We start from the raw sequence: 17,195 nt of genomic DNA on the forward strand, positions 1-17,195 counted from the left end.
GGCGTCGGCGATGTTGTTTGAAAGGTTGCATTCCCCTGTGAACTACTTCCATGAGCTGCCGCAGTACCTCGTCGGTGGTGTTGCCCGTGGCTCGATGTATGCGTTGATCGCGCTCGGCTATACGTTGGTCTACGGCGTTCTGCAGCTGATCAACTTCGCGCACAGCGAGGTGTTCATGTCGGGTGCGTTTGGAAGCTACATCGTGGTGCATGCCTTGGTCGGCGACGGCAAGGACGTTTCGTCGTGGGAGGCGCCGGTGGTGTTCCTGGTCGGCGTATTGAGCGGGGCGTTGACCGGTATCTGTGTCGCATGGACGTTGGAGCGGGTGGCGTACCGGACGCTGCGTAAACGAGGGGCGCCGAAGTTGGCGTTTCTGATCAGCGCGATCGGGGCGTCCTTCTTCTTGTCGCAGTTGGCCGGGAAGCTGTTCAACCGGTTCCGGGGTAACTCGTTCCCGACGTACTTCGACCAGAACAAGACGGTCTTTTCGATAGCGGGGGCGGACGTGCACCTGATTCAGGTGCTGATAGTCGTGATCGCGGTGATCTGCATGATCTTCCTGGACCGCTTGGTCTCCAAGACCAAGCTGGGTCGGGGCATTCGTGGTGTGGCTGAGGACGCGCCGACCGCGGCGTTGATGGGTATCGACATCGACAAGACGATCTCGCGGACCTTCATGATCGGTGGGGCGTTGGCCGGGGTTGCCGGGTTCCTCTTCGGGACGGCGTTCTCGTTCTTCAACACGATGGGCTTTGATGTCGGAACCAAGGCGTTCGCCGCCGCGGTGCTCGGCGGTATCGGGAATATCCGGGGTGCGATGCTCGGTGGTCTGCTGCTGGGTATCGTCGAGTCTGTGGTGCCTCCGATCAGTTTCATCGGTATCGAGTGGACCGACGTGGTCGCGTTCGTGGTGCTGGTGTTGGTGCTGATCGTTCGACCTACCGGCATCCTCGGTGAGCGATTGGGGCGTGCGGCATGATCCGGCGTTACAACAACTCACCTTTCGCGCAGCGTCTGGTCGCATGTGTGGCGGGCTCCCTCGTCCTGGCCCTGATGTGGGGGCCGCAGGAGGGTGTGCAGGAGGACTACGGCTACGCCTTCCGTCAGGCGGTCCTCAAGCCGCGGGTCTTCGTCTTCATCGCCCTCGGAGTCGGTGCGTGTGTGCTGATCACCTACTGGCCGCGGATCCGCCCGTATCTGGGACGGCCGGGTGTGTCGCCCACGTTCGTCGGTGGACTGACGGTGGTCGCGTCGTACACCCTGCTGCAGTGGGACTCTCAGATCGGCAACGGCAAGCTCGGCACGGTCAACACCGCGATCAGTTCGGCCGACGGGATCTCGCCGTTGGCGGCGGCGTTCTACGGTTGGCTGCATTGGGTGCTGTTCTTGGTGACGTTCGTCGTGGCGGCGGCCGCGACGATGCGGCGGATCGCGATCCTAGCCTGGGTGGGTGCCGGGTTGGCCTTGGTGTCGGGGGTGATCGCGTTCTACGCTCATTCGCTGGCAGTTGAGTTCACCGGCAGTGATGATCATTCCTTCGGTGCGGTCGGCGCGTTGATCGGCTTTCTCACGATCGCGGTGGCCTGCGCGACGTCGGCGCTGTCACCGAATCAGGTGGCGCGGGGACGCGCAGTCTTCTCCCAGTTGCTGGATTGGCGTCCGGGTCTGCTGGTCGCCGCGGCCGGAACGCTGGCCGGTCTGCTGTCGTTCAGCTCGAACACCTGGATCGCGCCACAAGGGGTGAACGCCACCTTCTCCGACACCTACGCCTTGTTCGAGGGCAGTGACCTGTCGGCGGTTGCGCTGGCGTATCTGCAGTGGCTGGGCTGGGCGCTGTTCTTCGTGACCGCGGTGGTGTCGCTGGTGGCCTGCTATCTGCGGTTGCGCTGGCTGGGCTGGATCGGGGCTGTGCTGGGGATCGTGTCGGTGGTGCTGACGTTGCTGACGCTGAACCGGATCTCGACGTTGGCCCCGAGCCTGAACATTGTCGGTTCGACCGGTCCGTGGCAGAACCTCGGTGCTGGCGGCTGGTTCGCTTGTTTCGCGTTCTCGCTACTGGCCGCCGGCGCTGCGGTGGCGGCGACGACGCCCGGGCTGGAGAAGACGCGGCTGCCTTCCGGGGCGCCGGCGTCAAAGGCGGGTCAGACCGCGGCGGCGATGGGGCAGCGGATCGGCTCGACGAACAAGAGCCTGATCCTGATCGGCATCGCGATCGCGTTGTTCTACCCGCCGACGATGACAGATTTCTGGCAGAAGGTGCTGGTCACCGAGATCGGTGTGTACGTCCTGCTGGCCGTCGGGTTGAACGTGGTGGTCGGCTGGGCCGGTCTGCTTGACCTTGGTTTCATTGCCTTCTACGCCATCGGCTCGTACACCACCGCCTATTTGGTCGGGTCGTTGCCGCATAAGCCGCCGTCGTGGCTGCATATGACGCCGCTGCTGGCGATCCCGTTCGCGGTCGGGGTCTGTCTGCTCGCCGGGCTGGCGTTGGGTGCGCCCACACTGCGATTGCGCGGTGACTATCTGGCGATCGTGACCCTCGGCTTCGGTGAGATCATCCGCATCGCCGCGATCAACAACCCGTTCAACCTGACCAACTCCACCCGTGGCCCGTCGCCGACGGTGCCGCACCCGGTGATTCACATGGGCCCGTTGTCGATCAAGTGGGGATTGAACAACCTGCAGTACTGGTATCTGCTGCTGGTGATCATCATCATCGTGGTGGTGCTCTTCTACCGGTTGGAGGGTTCACGTATCGGTCGGGCGTGGGCCGCTATCCGTGAGGATGAGATCGCAGCCCAGGCCAGCGGCATCAACACCACCCGGGTGAAATTGCTGGCCTTCGCGATCGGTGCGTCGACCTCGGGTATCACCGGTGTCTTCTTCGCCTCCCAGGTCGGGTACTTCAACCCGGACAACTTCGTGCTGAACAACTCGATCCTGGTCGTCGCCTACGTCGTCTTCGGTGGGATGGGATCACTGGCCGGTGCGATGGCCGGTGCGGCGGTGCTGACCTGGCTGCCGGAGTTCTTGAAGGATCAGGTTCCGGCCGATGACCGTCAAATGTGGATCGGCGCGATCCTGCTGCTGATGATGATCTTCCGTCCGGCTGGTCTGCTCCCGGCGAAACGGCGCAAGGCGGAGCTGTCCGGGTTCGGGGTGGCCGCCTCGTCGGAGACTCGGGCCGTCCCCGTGAGCGAAGGGTTGTAAGACGATGACATCAACACTCACACCGTCCGCCGCGCCGGCGTCGTCGGGCGGCAACCACGGGGCCGCTGATGTGGTCTTCGACGTGTCACACGCGACGCTGCGTTTCGGTGGGGTGACCAGCCTCAATGACGTCTCCCTGCAGATGTTCCGCAATGAGATCCTGGCGATCATCGGCCCGAACGGTGCGGGTAAGACTTCGCTGTTCAACTCGTTGACCGGTGTCTACACACCGCAGGAGGGCACGATCGAGCTGTCGGGCCGAGCCGGTGACCCCCCGACCTCGGTGCTGGGTAAGAAGACGCATCTGATCAACCGCATGGGAGTGGCCCGTACTTTTCAGAACATTCGTCTCTTCCCGGCGTTGACCGCGCTGGAGAACGTGCAGGTCGGGATCGAGACGCGGCAGAAGTCGGGCCCGATCGCCTCCATGCTCGGGCTGCCGAGGCAGCGGCGGGAGCAGCGCGAGAGCCTGGTCAAGGCCTACGACCTGCTCGCCGACGTCGGGCTGTCGGAGCGGGCCAACGAGCTAGCCGGATCATTGGCCTACGGCGAGCAGCGACGGTTGGAGATCGCCCGCGCGCTGGGCACCGAACCGGGCGTGCTGCTGCTCGACGAGCCGGCCGCCGGCACCAATCCGGTGGAGAAGCGGGACCTGGCCCAATTGATCCAGCGGATCAACACCGAACGCGGCATCGGGGTGCTACTCATCGAACACGACATGAAACTCGTCATGTCGATCGCGCATCGCATCATCGTGCTCAACTTCGGCGAGAAGATCGCCGAAGGGACACCAGCCCAGATCCAGCGCAACCCGGCCGTCGTCGCCGCCTACCTGGGCACGTCGGCGGAGGAGGCGGAGACTGAGGTGGCGAACCAGCCGCAGATGAACCTGATCGACACCATCCCCGGCACCGATACCGAAGCCGAACCCGGCGACACCGAAGAAACCCGGTCGCCTAACGCAGAGGGGAGTGCGGAATGAGCCTGCTCGAAGTCGCCGACATCGAAGTCCGCTACGGCGCGATCGCTGCGTTGAAGGGCATCTCCTTCGACGTCGGCGAGGGTGAGATCGTCGCCCTCCTCGGTGCCAACGGCGCCGGCAAGACCACCACTCAGAAGACGATCTCCGGCATGCTGCGACCGGTCCTCGGCACCGTCACCTTCGACGGTGACCGCATCGACGGGGTCCCCGCCCACGAACTCATCGGCAAGGGAATCTGCCACGTCCCCGAGGGGCGCCACGTCTTCCCCCGCATGACCGTCGCCGAAAACCTCGACATGGGCGCCTACCGGTTCAAGAAGACCGACGCCGACCTAATGGAGCAGGTCCTGGTCATGTTCCCCCGACTGCGGGAACGGTTCAAACAACCCGCCGGCACCCTCTCCGGCGGTGAACAGCAGATGCTGGCCATCGGCCGCGCCCTGATGGGCAAACCACGCCTACTGCTGCTCGACGAACCCTCCATGGGCTTGGCCCCGCTCATCGTCGCCCAGATCTTCGACATCATCCGCGAGATCAACAGCACCGGTGTCACCGTCCTACTCGTCGAACAGAACGCCGCCCAAGCCCTCGGCCTGGCCAACCGCGGCTACGTCATGGAGACCGGCGAGATCGTCCTGCAGGGCACCGGCACCGAGCTACTCGCCGACGACCGCGTCCGCGCCGCCTACCTCGGCGAAGAGATCGCCTCCTAGTCGGTCGCAACGCTGTTCTAGCGCGTCAGAGCCCGGGGTACCGGGGAGGCGTTAGGTGTCCACCACTCTGCGTGAGGAGGCGTGTCTAGGAGGGGGTCTCGCGCTACGTCCGTGGGCGGGTTAGTCTGCAGTCACGGAGTTGGTTGCCGGATCAATCAGTAGTAGCTGCGTGTGTTCGAGTCGCGACTTTTCGCCTCAAGCACATGGGTTTTCTGCTGGCCGGGATCATCTGGACCGGGTCAACCCGGACCGTCTAGATCAGCTCCGTGACCGTGCAAACAGTGGCTCCAACTCAGCAGAGAGGTCGTCGTTGTCTCGCATCCCGCTTCGAATCCGGCACGCGGAGATCGATGACACCGCTCAGATCTCGCAGCTCGTGAAGTCCACTGGCCTCAGCGTCGGCGCGGCTGGCGGGCGTCAGTTCGAGTCCGATCTGCTCTCCCAGCTGCCCAAGCGAATTCATGCCCTGTTGGGTGATCCAGACGTGTCGGTACTGGTCGCCGTCGACGACGAGGCCGGCCTGCTCTACGGGCTAGTCGTGCTCAACATCGATCAGGTGGCCGCAGTGAACCCGGTGCCGGTGCTGAACGTCAGCCACCTGCTCGTCGACGACAGCAAGCGGCGCCGAGGCGTCGGCCGGTCGCTGCTGGTGGCCGCCGTGCACGAAGCGGATCAGCGTGGCATCGAGCATCTCGTGGCCACCGCCGTCACCGGATCACGGGAGGCCAACCGATACCTGGCCCGCCTGGGCTTCGCCCCGCTGGTGACGCGCCGGATCGCCTCCACCCAGGTGCTGCGGCGCTCCCTCGGTCTCGCCGAGGCGCCCGAACGGGTAGCGCGCCTGCGCCGGCTGCGTAGCGGCCGGGTGGCCGCGGTGAAGGCGCCGGCACAGATTTTCGGCCGCGGCGCCTGACCGCAGCGCGCCCCGACCCGCGCGACAACGTCGTACTCACCCGGTCCGGCCGGTGACCGGCACCGGGGCTGGCCGCGTTGTCAGCCCGGCCACCTAGACTGCGGTGTTGTGAGCGCAACAGATCGTCTGCTTCTGCTGGATGGCCATTCGCTGGCCTATCGTGCCTTCTTCGCGCTGCCGGTCGAGAATTTCTCGACTACCACCGGCCAGCCGACGAACGCCGTCTACGGGTTCACCTCGATGCTGATCAATCTGCTCCGCGACGAGGAGCCGACGCATCTGGCGGTCGCCTTCGACGTCTCCCGTAAGACCTTCCGCAGTGAGGCCTACGCCGAGTACAAAGCCGGTCGTAGCCAGACTCCCTCCGACTTCAAGGGACAGGTCTCGCTGATCCGTGAGGTGCTGGACGCGCTGCGGATCGTGTCGGTGTCGGTCGAGGGGTACGAGGCGGACGACGTGATCGCCACTCTCACCACCGAGGCGACCAGCGACGGCACGAAAGTGCTCATCTGTACCGGTGACCGGGATGCCCTGCAGCTGGTGAGCGACGAGGTAACCGTGCTCTACCCGCGAAAGGGGGTCAGCGATCTGACTCGCTTCACCCCCGACGAGGTGCGCACCAAGTACGACCTCACCCCGGCCCAGTACCCGGATTTCGCCGCGCTGCGCGGTGACCCGAGCGACAACCTTCCCGGCATCCCCGGAGTCGGGGAGAAGACCGCGTCGAAGTGGGTGCGGGAGTACGGCTCGCTGGACGAACTGGTGGCCAAGGTGGACACCGTGAAGGGGAAGGTCGGCGACGCGCTGCGGGAGAACCTGGGCAGCGTGCTGCGTAACCGCCGACTCACCGAGTTGGTGCGCGATGTCCCGCTCGAGGTCACCGTTCCCGCGCTGCAGCGCCAGACCTGGGATCGGGCTGAGGTCCACCAAGTCTTCGACAACCTGCAGTTCCGGGTGCTTCGCGAGCGACTCTTCGACACCCTCGACAGTGTCGAGCCCGAAGCCGATGAGGGGTTCGAGGTCACCGCCACCCGGCTCGGCGTGGACGAGCTGGCCAGTTGGCTGGCCGAACACACTCGGGACGGGGGGCGCTCGGGCATCTCCTTCCACGGCACCTGGGGGCGCGGCGTTGGGGTGCTCACCGGAATCGGTATCGCCGCCGCTGACGGAGACGCCACCTACGTCGTTCCCGATCAGCTCACCGACTCCGACGAGAAGGTGCTGGCCGACTGGCTGGCCGACGAGTCGGTCCCGAAGGCCGTGCACGACGTCAAAGGCCCGCTGCTGGCCGTGCGTCAGCGAGGCTGGACGCTGGCCGGAGTCACCAACGACATCCAGCTGGCGGCGTATCTGGCCCTTCCCGGGCAGCGATCGTTCGACCTCGCCGACCTCGCCCTCCGTTACCTGCACCGCGAGCTGCGATCGAATATTGAAGACACCGGTCAGCTGACGCTCGACGGGGGCGTCGAGGAGTCCGACAGCGCCATGGCCGAGGCCGGGACGGTGCGGGCGAGCGCGATCCGCGACCTCGCCGTCACCTTCGACGACGACCTCACCCAACGTGGGGCCAGGGACCTGCTATTGAGTCTCGAGCTGCCGTTGACCTTTGTGCTCGCTGACATGGAGGCGACCGGAATCGGGGTCGATCGCGAGGTGCTGGAGGAGCTGCAGCGGGAACTCGCCGCGAGCGTCCTCGCCGTCGAGCAGGATGCCCACGCCGTGGTCGGTCGCAGCTTCAATCTGGGCTCGCCCAAGCAGCTGCAGGAGATCCTCTTCGACCAGTTCGGCTTGCCCAAGACGAAGCGGATCAAGACCGGCTACACCACCGACGCCGACGCCCTGGCCGCCCTCTATGCCACCACCGAACACCCGCTGCTCGGTCTGCTGCTGCGGCATCGGGAAGTGGCCCGGCTGAAGACAGTGGTCGACTCCCTGCTGCCGCTCATCGACGACGGCGGACGCATTCACACCACGTTCAACCAGACCATCGCCGCCACCGGCCGGCTCTCCTCGACGGACCCGAACCTGCAGAACATTCCGGTACGCACGGCGGAGGGCCGTCGGATCCGCGAGGCATTCAGCGTCCGTCCCGGCTATGAGTCGCTGATGACCGCCGACTACAGCCAGATCGAGATGCGGATCATGGCTCACCTCTCCGAAGACGACGGGCTGCGCGACGCGTTCCGCTCCGGCGAGGACCTGCATACATTCGTCGCCTCCCGGGCCTTCGACGTGCCGCCGGAGGCCGTGGACGCCGAGCTGCGCCGACGGGTCAAGGCCATGTCCTACGGGCTGGCCTACGGATTGTCGGCCTTCGGATTGGCCCAGCAGCTGAAGATCTCCGCCGAGGAGGCCCGCGGGCAGATGGACGCGTACTTCACCCGCTTCGGCGGCGTGCGCGACTACCTGCAGTCGATCGTCGAGCGAGCCCGCAGCGAGGGGTACACCGAGACGATCATGGGCCGCCGTCGCTATCTGCCCGACCTCAACAGCGACAACCGGCAGCGTCGTGAGATGGCTGAACGGATGGCGCTCAACGCACCGATTCAGGGCAGTGCGGCCGACATCATCAAGGTGGCGATGCTCGGTGTGCACCGTCGCCTGACCGAGGAGAAGCTGGACTCGCGGCTGCTGCTGCAGGTGCACGACGAGCTCGTCCTCGACATCGCGCCGGGCGAGCGGGCGGCGGTGGAGCGACTGGTGGTTGCCGAGATGGGTTCGGCCTACCCGCTCGATGTGCCGCTGGAGGTTTCGGTCGGGGTCGGCACGACCTGGGAGTCAGCGGCGCACTAACGGCGACGGTTCGTCAGGCTCGGCCCTGCGCCTCAGGCGGTCGAGTCAGGGTCGAAGCTGCCTTCGAGCGTCTTGAGGGTGGCCGGGTTGCCGAAGAGGATCTTGCGCTCCAGGAACGCCGCGGCCAGCACCAGGAAGACCGAACCGGTACAGACCGTAGCCAGGATCTGGGCCGAGGTGTCGTGGGCGAAGAAGACGATCACCAGGATCTCAGCCGGCAGCACGATCCAGGTCAGCCAGGTCAGGCGGCGGTCGTGCACGGCGATCGAGGCGTAGACGCCGAGTAGCACCGTGGCCAGCGCCGCGCCCTGCAGCGCGAAGGCCCAGACCAGCCCGGCCGGCTTGTAGTCACTACCGAGGATCACCGGAACCAGCGGAGCACAGACGGCGGCCCCGATGACGATGATGCCGCTGAGGATCACACAGACCGCCGCGCTCTTGCGGATCGCGGCTACGCGTTCGGCCGGGCGCGAGAAGCGCGGGAAGGAGACGGTGGCGATGAAGGCCGGGGCCCAGAAGGCGATCTTGGTTATCAGGTTCCCGGCGCCGTAGAGGCTCCCGGCCTCGTCCGAGCTGAGGTAGTGCTTGGCCAGCAGCAGGTCGATGTTGGAGAGGATGAAGATCGACAGGATCGAGGCGACGTCGCGGGCCAGCACGGTGACCAGGTGGGGCACCCGGCCCGGTTCGACCGGCGGATCCGAGGTGGCCAGTGCGCGCAGACAGGCGAAGCCCGTCACCGCGGTGACGAAGATGAAGGACCAGAAGAACGCGGCGGCCACCGTGTGCGCGCTCACCGCCGTGACCAGGCCGGCCGCGACCCGTGCCATCTGAACGCCGAGGATCAGCAGGCCGAGGCCGAAGAAGCGCTGCTGACCCTGCAGCAGCCCGATGATCGCGAAGCTGATCGTAGTCGGGATCGTGGTGGCGGCCAGCCACACCAGCGCCCACCACGACTCGATATGCAGGAACGCGTGTAGTCCCGGCGCGCAGACCGCCACCGCGCCGGCCAGAATGATGCCGACCCGCAGCGAGTCGCCGATGATGGCCCGGACATCGGCGGAGTCACCATGGTTCTGGGCGGCGATGCGGCGGGCGATGACCGCCTGCAGCGCGACGCCGGGCACTTGGATCAGCAGGTAGATCGCCAGCAGCGAGACCAGTTCGCCGAACCGGGTCGGGCCGAGTGGCCGGGAGAGGACCACATTGAAGCCGTAGGCCGCGACGTTGGCCAGCGTGGTGCAGATCGCGATCCAGATGTTCGCCCGCAGCGCGCCGGCGGCCGGTGCGTTGAACTCCGGGACGTCGAGGGGCTCGCGCGGTTCGTCGGCGCTGGTCGCAGAAACGACGGAATCGACGGAATCGACGAGGGTCGGCTCGGCTGGAGTCAGTGGCAGTTGCTCGTCCAACTTCTCGGTGCCCTCACTCTGGTCGTCTCGCATTCCGCTGATCCCCTCCGCCCGTCACCTCGGTGTCCCGCTGACCCGCATACGTTACAACTGACAGACGTAAATTGCGGTACCGGGAAGAATTCCGCCCCGGAGTGGGGACCACTGCCCCCACTCCTGGGTGAGGTCGGCCGGCCAGGACGGCTCGATCAAGTCGACCAGACGGAACCCGGCGGCGTTGATCTCGCGGACCCGATCACCCAGGGTGCGGTGGTGCTCGACGTAGGTCGGGACGTCGTCGGCGTCGAACTCGACGTAGGGGGTGCGGTCGAAGTAGGAGGTGGTGGCGGTGAGGCCACCCGGCCCCGGGTCATCGGGGAAGATCCAGCGAATCGGGTGTGTCACCGAGAAGACCCACCTCCCGCCCGGACGCAGTACCCGGGCCACCTCGGCCATCACCTGTGCGGAGTCCGCGACGAACGGAACCGCCCCGAACGAGGTGAAGGCCAGGTCGAAGGATTCATTCCGGAAGGGCAGGTACTGGGCGTCGGCCTGAACCAGTGGCACGTCCAGACCCGTGTTCGCCGCCCCGGCCCTGGCGTGGCGCAGCATGCCGGCCGAGAGGTCGAAGGCCACCGGCCGGGCCCCGTGGCCGGCCAGCCAGCGCGAGCACATGGCCGCGCCGCAGCCCACCTCGAGGATCTGCCGGCCGGCGAGGTCGGCCACCGGGCCGAGTAGATGCGCCTCAGCCTCGCGCAGCCGCTCGGGGCACCAGACGAAGTCGGCGTCGCCGAGGAAGTCGCCGTGCTCGGAGTGGTAATCGTCGGCGTCGATGTCCCACCACCGGCGGTTGGCCCGTACCGATGAGGCGCTGTCGGCGTTGCGCCGCCCGAGGCCGACTGCCCCTAGTTTTGCAGGCTGTTCGCTCATGCCAGCGCTGCGGCCGCCGCCCGCCCGGCGGTGCGGCCGGAGAAGATGCAGCCACCCAGGAAGGTCCCCTCGAGCGCACGGTAACCGTGCATCCCGCCGCCGCCGAAGCCGGCCACCTCGCCGGCCGCGTAGAGACCGGGAAGCGGGGTTCCGTCGTCGGTGAGAACACGGGCGCTGAGGTCGGTCTCGACGCCGCCGAGTGTCTTGCGGGTGAGGACATGCAGCCGCACCGCGATCAGCTTGCCGCCGGAGCCGTCCAGTAGTTCGTGGGCCTTGGTGATGCGGGTCAACCGGTCGCCTAAGTAGCGACGGGCCGCGGCCGTGGCGGTCAGTTGCGGGTCCTTGCCCAGGCCTGACTTCACCTGCAGATCGCGGGTGACGATGGTGGCGCGCAGGTCGTCGACGTCGATGAGGTCTTCGCCGGCCAGTGCGTTCATCCGGCTGACAAGCTCGTTGAGCGTGTCGGCGACGATGAAGTCGGCGCCCTTGTCGACGAAGGCCTGGACCGGGGGAGTCGGACCGCTGCTGCGTGCCCGCCCCAGGACCATCTTGACGTCCTTGCCGGTCAGATCGGGGTTCTGCTCGGAGCCCGAGAGCGCGAACTCCGAGCTGATCGTCTTCTCATCCAGCAGGAACCAGGAGTGGCTGTGGCCGCCCTGGGTGATGTGGCGCAGCGCGCCGAGTGCGTCAAAGCCGGGGTAGAGCGGGGCCGGCAACCGCTTGCCGGTGGCGTCGAGCCAGAGCGGGCTCGGCCCGGAGAGGATGCGGATGCCGTGCTTGCTCCAGATCGGGGCGTAGTTCTCGATGCCCTCGGGGTAGTGCCACATCCGGTCGGGGTTGATGACCCGGCCGCCGGCCTGCTCGACCACCAGCTGCATCAGGCCGTCCACGTGGTCGGGGACGCCGGAGATCATCTTGGCCGGCGGCTTGCCCCAGGAGACCGGCCAGTTGCGCCGGATCTGCTCGTGGTTTGCACCGATGCCACCGGAGGTGACGATGACCGCCTGGGCTCGGAGGCTGAATTCGCCGACCACGGCCCGGGAGCTCCGTTCGCCGCGGGCGACCGGGCTCGGCTCGAGCACCTCTCCGTCGACGCCGTCGACTACGCCGTCGGTGATGTTGATCGAGGTGACCCGGTGCCGGAAGCGCAGCTCGACCAATCCCTGGGCGACGCCTTCGTAGAGGCGTTTGACGAAGGGCTCGATGATGCCCGGGCCGGTGCCCCAGGTGACGTGGAAACGGGGGACGGAGTTGCCGTGGCCGGAGGCGGCCTCGGCGGAGTTGCCGCTGCCCACCGGGTAACCGCCACGCTCGGGCCACTGCACGACCGGGAACCAGCGCACCCCCTTCTTGTGCAGCCACTCCCGCTTCTCCCCGGCGCAGAACTCGACGTAGGCCTTGGCCCACTCGCGCGGCCAGTGGTCCTCCGGCCGGTCGAAGTCGGCCGTCCCCATCCAGTCGGAGAGGGCCAGCTCGGCCGAGTCGTGGATGCCCAGGCGGCGCTGTTCGGGGGAGTTGACGAGCATCAGGCCACCGAATGACCAGAACGCCTGGCCGCCGAGGGAGGCCTCCGGTTCCTGGTCCAGGAGGACGACCCGCTTGCCGGCGTCGATCAGTTCTGTCGCGGCCACCAGCCCGGCCAATCCACCGCCCACCACGATGACGTCAGTCCCGCTCGTCGAAGCGCTACCGCTCGAAGTACTGGGCGGGGTCTCGGGCATGGGTGAACTCCTATGTGCCGGTGTGGGGTGGTTTGTGGCGGTATCGCGAGGCAGGCGGCGGGTCTGAGTCGGCAGTGCTCTGGCACACCAAAAGCGGCAGAAATCCTAGGCCACATTGACCTGGGTCGCCTACTGTCCGTACTCTTGTAAGAGCGGCACAGCCCTGTGTCGTACCGAATCGAGCTTTGGATACCTACTACTTCATGACGTCGTCAACAATCACTACTCCTACCATCCCACAAGTCGCAATCAACGACATCGGTAGCGCGGAAGATTTCCTCGCCGCTATCGACTCCACGATCAAGTACTTCAACGACGGTGACATCGTCGAAGGAACCATCGTCAAGGTTGACCGCGATGAAGTTCTCCTGGACATCGGCTACAAGACCGAAGGCGTTATCCCTTCGCGTGAGCTGTCCATCAAACACGACATCGACCCCAATGAGGTCGTCTCCGTCGGTGACCTGGTCGAGGCCCTTGTTCTCCAGAAGGAAGACAAAGAAGGCCGCCTGATCCTCTCGAAGAAGCGCGCCCAGTACGAACGTGCATGGGGCACCATCGAGCAGAAGAAGGAGAACGACGAGGTCGTCGAAGGCACCGTGATCGAGGTCGTCAAGGGTGGTCTCATCATCGACATCGGCCTGCGCGGCTTCCTGCCCGCGTCGCTCGTCGAGATGCGTCGAGTGCGTGACCTGCAGCCGTACATCGGTCGCACGTTGGAAGCCAAGATCATCGAGCTCGACAAGAACCGCAACAACGTCGTGCTCTCCCGCCGTGCGTGGCTTGAGCAGACCCAGTCCGAGGTCCGCAGCGACTTCCTCAACAAGCTGGCCAAGGGCCAGGTTCGCACCGGCGTCGTGTCGAGCATCGTCAACTTCGGTGCCTTCGTCGACCTCGGTGGCGTCGACGGTCTCGTCCACGTCTCCGAGCTGTCCTGGAAGCACATCGACCACCCGAGCGAGGTTGTCGAGGTTGGCCAGGAGGTCACCGTCGAGGTTCTCGACATCGACCTTGACCGCGAGCGCGTTTCGCTCTCGCTGAAGGCCACCCAGGAAGACCCGTGGCGCCAGTTCGCCCGCACCCACCAGCTCAACCAGGTCGTTCCGGGCCGGGTCACCAAGCTGGTTCCGTTCGGTGCCTTCGTCCGGGTTCAGGACGGCATCGAGGGTCTCGTGCACATCTCCGAACTGGCCGAGCGTCACGTCGAGATCCCGGAGCAGGTCGTCCAGGTTGGCGACGAGCTGCTCGTCAAGATCATCGACATCGACCTCGAGCGTCGCCGCATCTCGCTGTCGCTGAAGCAGGCCAACGAGGGTGCTCTCACCGACGAGGCGTTCGACCCGGCTCAGTACGGCATGGAAGCCCAGTACGACGACAAGGGCAACTACATCTACCCCGAGGGCTTCGACCCCGACTCGCAGGAATGGCTGCCGGGCTTCGACGCCCAGCGCGAGGCCTGGGAGAAGCGCTACGCGTCAGCTCGCGAGCGTTTCGAGGCTCACCGCAAGCAGCTCGCCGAGGCCCAGCAGGCCGACGCGGAGGCGGCGAGCGAGTCCGGCGAGGCCACCTCGTACTCCTCGGAGACCGAGGACACCAGCGGCACGCTGGCCACGGACGAGGCGCTGGCCGCGCTTCGCGAGAAGCTGGCCGGGCGTTCCTGACGCAGCGGTAGGCATTTGGCGGGTGTAGCACTCGCATATTGACGGTGGCCCGGAGGATCTCCTCCGGGCCACCGTTTTGCATGCTGTCCTCTTTACGGGCGAACCGATAGCGTGGGCCGGATGATGGTTGGACTGACCGGTGGCGTTGGAGCCGGGAAAAGCACGGTTGCCGCACTACTCGAGTCTCACGGCGCGGTGATCATCGATGCCGACGCGATAGCTCGCGAGGTGGTGCGGGCCGGCACCGAGGGTTTCGACCAGGTAGTGGCCGAGTTCGGGCCCGGGATCGTCGGCCCTGACGGCGAGCTGGACCGTCCAAAACTGGCGGCGCTGGTCTTCGGTGACGATGCGGCGCTGCAGCGGCTGAACGGCATCGTGCACCCGCTGGTCGGGCAGCGTTCGGCAGAGGTGATGAGCAAGGTCAGCGCCGATGACATCGTCGTCTACGACGTGCCCCTGCTGGTGGAGAAGAACATGCAGGAGGGGTTTCAGGCGGTGGTGGTGGTGGAGGCCGACCTTCAGGTGCGTCTGGGGCGGCTGCGGGAGCGCGGAATGGACTCCGACCAGGCCCAGGCCCGGATGGCCGCGCAGGCGACCGATGAGCAGCGTCGAGCGGCCGCGACAGATGTGATCGAGAACAGCGGATCGCGCGAAGAGCTGGCCACGCAGGCCAGTCGGGTGTGGGAGCGGCTGGTCGAGGTGCGGGCAAATCGTCGATGAACAAAGGGAATTTTGCTTCTCGGCGCGCCAGAGCGGGAGCCGGTTTGAACCTGACGGTAGCGATCCGCTAGAGTTACCGCTCGGCACGCAACATGTTCGGTTTACGCCGGACGTTGCGAGGTAACGCGGACGTAGCGCAGCTGGTAGCGCATCACCTTGCCAAGGTGAGGGTCGCGGGTTCGAATCCCGTCGTCCGCTCGAGGCTTCACCTCAGGCAGTGGTTGGCCACGCACTTCGGTGCGCGGGCCGGCCATGGATTGCGGCGATGCACAGGGCGGCGTGGCCGAGTGGCTTAGGCAAGGGCCTGCAAAGCCCTGTACGCGGGTTCGATTCCCGCCGCCGCCTCGCAGATTTTAAATTTGCACCGGATTCCGGTGCTTTATAAGGGCGATTAGCTCAGTGGGAGAGCACTACCTTGACACGGTAGGGGTCACTGGTTCAATCCCAGTATCGCCCACCCTTAGACCCCCCGGATTTGCTGGGGTGCAGTTGCTTTGTGGCGAGAGTCCTCGCCTCCGTGGTCGGAGTTTATCCCCACCTCATCCCCATTGCTTGGGGATAAAGTCGCTGGTCGCATCGCTGGGTGCCGACTCTTTGCTGGCTGACGGCACAAGAACTAGGGTGACTACTTTTCCCCCTAGCGCAGATGTGGCGCACGCCTCTGACCTCCCGGAGGAACTCTGGGATATCGACCGACTCGCCGACTACCTGGGTTGTGGTCGTCGGCTCGTCTACCGGCTCACGCACGAACATCGAATCCGGTTCGTTCGGGTCGGCCGCGAGCTGCGCTTCGACCCGCGCGACGTCGCTGTGTATTTGTCCTCGGTATCGGTCGAGGTCTCCGAACCGGAACCTGCCGTGATGCCGGCTCCGATCCGGCGCGGACGGCCCCGGGCCACCGATGTTCGCCGGATGGCTAGCTGATGGCCTCTCGGGTTTTGCCGGTCGGTGTCCGCCGGGTCGTCGGCCGAGATGGCGTGGTCACCTTCCAGGCTCGGTGGTACGACCGCGGCGGCGGCCGGCACGCCGCGACCTTCGACACGGTCGCCGAGGCGGACGCGCACCGTCAGGAGCAGATGCGTTCCCGGCGATTCGGTGGCTCCGCAGATCCGTCGGGCGGCCGGACGGCGCTGTCGGTCTGGTTCTGGCGTTGGCACGAGATCCGTAAGGCCCGTCCATCGACCAAGAGCGTCGCGCTGTCGAACGCACGCACCAACATGCTTCCCCGATTCGGCGACTGGCGTCTATGCGACATCAGGCCATCAGACGTCTCTGCGTGGGTTGCTGACATGGTGGCCGCGGGGTTGGCACCATCGACAGCCGGTAAGAATTTGCAGCTGCTGTCGGCCTGTCTGAAGGCGGCGGTCGCAGAGGGTCTGATCGCTTCCAGTCCGGCCGATCACGTGCATGCGCCGGACCCGGATCCTGACGAGGCGCGGTTCCTCCTACCGGCGGAATTGGTGGCGATCGAGCAGGCCATGGATCCGTGGTGGCGTCCGATCGTGCCGTTCGTTGCCGACACGGGGCTACGGATCGGTGAGTTCGCGGCTCTGCGGGTGAAGGACCTTGACTTGGTCCGCGGCCGCGTGCGGGTCGTCGAGAGTGCAGTCGAGGTTCCGAAGGCCGTCTCAGGCGCCGCGACGCGGCGAACGCAGGGCGATCCGAAGACGAAGGCCAGCCTGCGAGTGGTTCCGACGATCACACCGTCGGTCGCTCAGCTTATGGAAAAGATGATCGCGACGCGGAAGCTGTGCGCGAACGACCCGCTTTTTGCGGGACGTCAGGGCGCACCGTTGTCGCCGAACAACTGGCGCAAGCGGGTCTGGTACCCGGCGGTTGAGCGGGCCGGGCTCGGATCGGACAAGAACGATCCGTCGACTCCGGCGCCTCACTCTCTTCGGCACACGGCGGTGGCGCTCTGGATCGCCTCCGGGGTCACCGAACCACTTCGGCTGGCTCGCTGGGCAGGGCATCGGTCCATCAATACGACGTATCGGGTGTACGGCCACCTCCTACCGGAAGATGCGAACCCAACACGGACAGCGCTAGAAGCAATTCGCTCAGCAGCCCGTCAGGAGGTAGGTCGGACGAACTTGTGACTCACATGCAGGAAAACAGAGGCGACGCCCGCGTGCTGGTCGATCGGGGCCGAACTGGGCCTTGACGC

Annotated in this window: 13 protein-coding genes and 3 tRNA genes; 13 read left to right on the forward strand and 3 right to left on the reverse strand. The window is 66.0% G+C overall.

The window, feature by feature from the left end; all coding sequences use genetic code 11:
* Positions 1–37: 37 nt before the first annotated feature.
* The 6 genes from CPH63_RS13605 (at position 38) to polA (ending at position 8,611) form a co-directional block, all read left to right on the forward strand.
* Positions 38–979, forward strand: coding sequence for a branched-chain amino acid ABC transporter permease (locus tag CPH63_RS13605; RefSeq protein ID WP_206745552.1), 942 nt, complete (start codon positions 38–40; stop codon positions 977–979).
* Complete coding sequence (locus tag CPH63_RS13610; RefSeq protein ID WP_096303438.1) at positions 976–3,210, forward strand: branched-chain amino acid ABC transporter permease; 2,235 nt, start codon at positions 976–978, stop codon at positions 3,208–3,210. Before CPH63_RS13605 ends, CPH63_RS13610 begins: the two co-directional genes overlap by 4 nt.
* 4 nt (positions 3,211–3,214) lie before the next feature.
* On the forward strand, positions 3,215–4,192 hold the full coding sequence (locus tag CPH63_RS13615; RefSeq protein ID WP_096303439.1) for an ABC transporter ATP-binding protein: 978 nt from the start codon (positions 3,215–3,217) through the stop codon (positions 4,190–4,192).
* A complete protein-coding gene (locus tag CPH63_RS13620) occupies positions 4,189–4,905 on the forward strand; it encodes an ABC transporter ATP-binding protein (protein WP_096303440.1) in 717 nt (238 codons plus the stop codon). The genes CPH63_RS13615 and CPH63_RS13620 overlap by 4 nt, the downstream gene beginning before the upstream one ends.
* A 310-nt stretch (positions 4,906–5,215) precedes the next feature.
* A complete protein-coding gene (locus CPH63_RS13625) occupies positions 5,216–5,818 on the forward strand; it encodes a GNAT family N-acetyltransferase (RefSeq protein ID WP_157749532.1) in 603 nt (200 codons plus the stop codon).
* Between the two features lie 108 nt (positions 5,819–5,926).
* On the forward strand, positions 5,927–8,611 hold the full coding sequence (gene polA / locus CPH63_RS13630; protein WP_197704351.1) for a DNA polymerase I: 2,685 nt from the start codon (positions 5,927–5,929) through the stop codon (positions 8,609–8,611).
* A gap of 32 nt (positions 8,612–8,643) precedes the next feature.
* Here the strand turns inward: polA and CPH63_RS13635 are convergent, their stop codons facing one another.
* From CPH63_RS13635 to CPH63_RS13645, 3 genes are read right to left on the reverse strand one after another with little or no spacing between them, the layout of a single operon-like run.
* Entirely contained in the window at positions 8,644–10,050 is a 1,407-nt protein-coding gene (locus CPH63_RS13635) for a lipopolysaccharide biosynthesis protein (protein ID WP_096303442.1), read from the reverse strand.
* A 51-nt stretch (positions 10,051–10,101) separates the two neighbouring features.
* Positions 10,102–10,926: a class I SAM-dependent methyltransferase gene (locus CPH63_RS13640; protein WP_096303443.1), complete on the reverse strand. Its 825-nt coding sequence runs from the start codon at positions 10,924–10,926 to the stop codon at positions 10,102–10,104.
* The gene (locus CPH63_RS13645) at positions 10,923–12,647 is read right to left on the reverse strand and encodes an FAD-binding dehydrogenase (RefSeq protein ID WP_096303444.1); all 1,725 of its coding nucleotides are present in this window, start codon (positions 12,645–12,647) and stop codon (positions 10,923–10,925) included. The genes CPH63_RS13640 and CPH63_RS13645 overlap by 4 nt, the downstream gene beginning before the upstream one ends.
* Positions 12,648–12,850: 203 nt before the next feature.
* Between CPH63_RS13645 and rpsA the strand changes: the two genes are divergently transcribed.
* The 7 genes from rpsA (at position 12,851) to CPH63_RS13680 (ending at position 17,127) form a co-directional block, all read left to right on the forward strand.
* On the forward strand, positions 12,851–14,308 hold the full coding sequence (gene rpsA / locus CPH63_RS13650) for a 30S ribosomal protein S1 (protein WP_096305151.1): 1,458 nt from the start codon (positions 12,851–12,853) through the stop codon (positions 14,306–14,308).
* A 120-nt stretch (positions 14,309–14,428) separates the two neighbouring features.
* Positions 14,429–15,028 carry a dephospho-CoA kinase gene (coaE, locus tag CPH63_RS13655; protein ID WP_096303445.1) on the forward strand — a complete coding sequence of 200 codons (600 nt, stop codon included), beginning with the start codon at positions 14,429–14,431 and terminating at the stop codon, positions 15,026–15,028.
* Between the two features lie 125 nt (positions 15,029–15,153).
* Positions 15,154–15,226, forward strand: a tRNA-Gly gene (locus CPH63_RS13660).
* Positions 15,227–15,301: 75 nt separating this feature from the next.
* A tRNA-Cys gene (locus CPH63_RS13665) sits at positions 15,302–15,373 on the forward strand.
* Between the two features lie 40 nt (positions 15,374–15,413).
* A tRNA-Val gene (locus CPH63_RS13670) sits at positions 15,414–15,485 on the forward strand.
* A gap of 191 nt (positions 15,486–15,676) precedes the next feature.
* On the forward strand, positions 15,677–15,952 hold the full coding sequence (locus CPH63_RS22310; protein WP_206745553.1) for an excisionase family DNA-binding protein: 276 nt from the start codon (positions 15,677–15,679) through the stop codon (positions 15,950–15,952).
* On the forward strand, positions 15,952–17,127 hold the full coding sequence (locus tag CPH63_RS13680) for a site-specific integrase (RefSeq protein WP_096303447.1): 1,176 nt from the start codon (positions 15,952–15,954) through the stop codon (positions 17,125–17,127). The genes CPH63_RS22310 and CPH63_RS13680 overlap by 1 nt, the downstream gene beginning before the upstream one ends.
* The last annotated feature ends 68 nt before the right edge of the window (positions 17,128–17,195 follow it).

This window comes from Jatrophihabitans sp. GAS493, assembly GCF_900230215.1.
Taxonomy (GTDB): Bacteria; Actinomycetota; Actinomycetes; order Mycobacteriales; family Jatrophihabitantaceae; genus MT45.